The sequence below is a fragment of the Moraxella equi genome, from assembly GCF_002027555.1.
GTDB lineage: Bacteria > Pseudomonadota > Gammaproteobacteria > Pseudomonadales > Moraxellaceae > Moraxella > Moraxella equi.
Genome location: NZ_MXAP01000177.1, coordinates 1 through 1,414 on the forward strand (window position 1 = coordinate 1; position 1,414 = coordinate 1,414).

Genomic DNA, 1,414 nt, shown 5'->3' on the forward strand with positions numbered 1-1,414 from the left:
TGTTGTTTAACAATGCCGAAATTTTTAATAAATTATTCAAAGTATAATTGGTTTGGTGAGTTTTTAAATAATTTATGTCTAAAAATTACTAATTTCTTGAAAAGCATAATTTTATTTGCTAAGAATTAGATATAGTGCGATTGCCCTGATTATTTTAAGAGTCGCTATTTGATTTGTAAAAAATTTTTGCTATAATACTTGTCAGCTAATTATTTACCTATTAAAAAGTAGGGCGTCCTGTCTTTTATATTTGCAAGAAAAAACAAGATTTAGACATTTTTTATGTAAAAACCGTTATTTGTTTTATACAAATTAGATTCAACCAAGAAGTGCAACGTTTAAATATATAGAGAAAAAGAGTAAGATGTGCAATATTGCACTTGCTACTTCAACTCTCACATATCAGAAACGTTATGCAAAAATATACACATCTTACTCTTGAACAAAGATACCAAATTTCATCTGATTTGAAAAGCAATATTTCTATTAGTGAAATTGCCAAACGACTAGGCTGTCATAAATCCACCATCAGCCGTGAAATTAAACGTAATACAGGACTACGTGGTTATCGACCGAAACAAGCCCAAAGCAAAGCTACAGCACGTAAAGCAAACAACGCTTATCATATTTCTGACTTTGCATGGGCTTACATCAAGCACTTACTTAAGTCAATATTATTCCCCTGAACAAATCAATGGTAGGCTCAAAGTACTCGGTTGGACTGATGTACCAAGCATAGAAACCATTTATCAACACATCTATGCTGACAAAGCCCAAGGCGGTACATCTCACCGCTATTTGAGAAGTCAAAAAATCTACCGTAAACGAGGTTATAAAGCCAATGATAGACGCGGACAAATTGCCAATCGCAAGGACATTAGCGAGCGACCAGTAATCATTGAGCAAAGACAACGATTAGGTGACTATGAAGGAGATACAGTCGTTGGTAAAGGGCATCAAGGTGTATTGGTCCCTTAGTTGATAGAACCACACGAGAAGTGAAAATCAAAGCACTGCCAAACCGTAAAGCACCACTCGTTACACAAACTTGTATTGAACTACTTAAAGATGAACAAGTACAAAGTATCACCTTTGATAATGGTAAAGAGTTTGCATTGCACGAACAGATAGAGCAAGGGCTAAACACTGATATTTATTTTGCAAAACCTTATCATTCATGGGAGCGTGGCACTAATGAGAATACCAATAAACTCATACGGCAATTTTTACCTAAATCTATTAGATTAGATACGATTGATGATGAACAAATACAGCAGATCGAAGCTTATTTGAACAATAAACCAAGAAAAGTGCTAGGTTTTAGAACACCTCTTGAGGTAAAATCTGATTTTTGGTGTGTTGCAGTTGGTGGTTGAATCTGCCTAATATAGAAACCCCCATGAAACGACACCCC

At 34.9% G+C, this 1,414-nt stretch carries 1 protein-coding gene and 1 pseudogene; both read left to right on the top strand.

Annotated features, from left to right (window positions below; all coding sequences use genetic code 11):
* The first annotated feature begins 413 nt into the window (after positions 1 to 413).
* Positions 414 to 686 (top strand): helix-turn-helix domain-containing protein, encoded by a 273-nt coding sequence (locus B5J93_RS14115; RefSeq protein WP_228144950.1) that lies wholly within the window; start codon positions 414 to 416, stop codon positions 684 to 686.
* A pseudogene (locus B5J93_RS12935) lies at positions 637 to 1,376 on the top strand (IS30 family transposase). Before B5J93_RS14115 ends, B5J93_RS12935 begins: the two are co-directional and overlap by 50 nt.
* Positions 1,377 to 1,414: the final 38 nt, after the last annotated feature.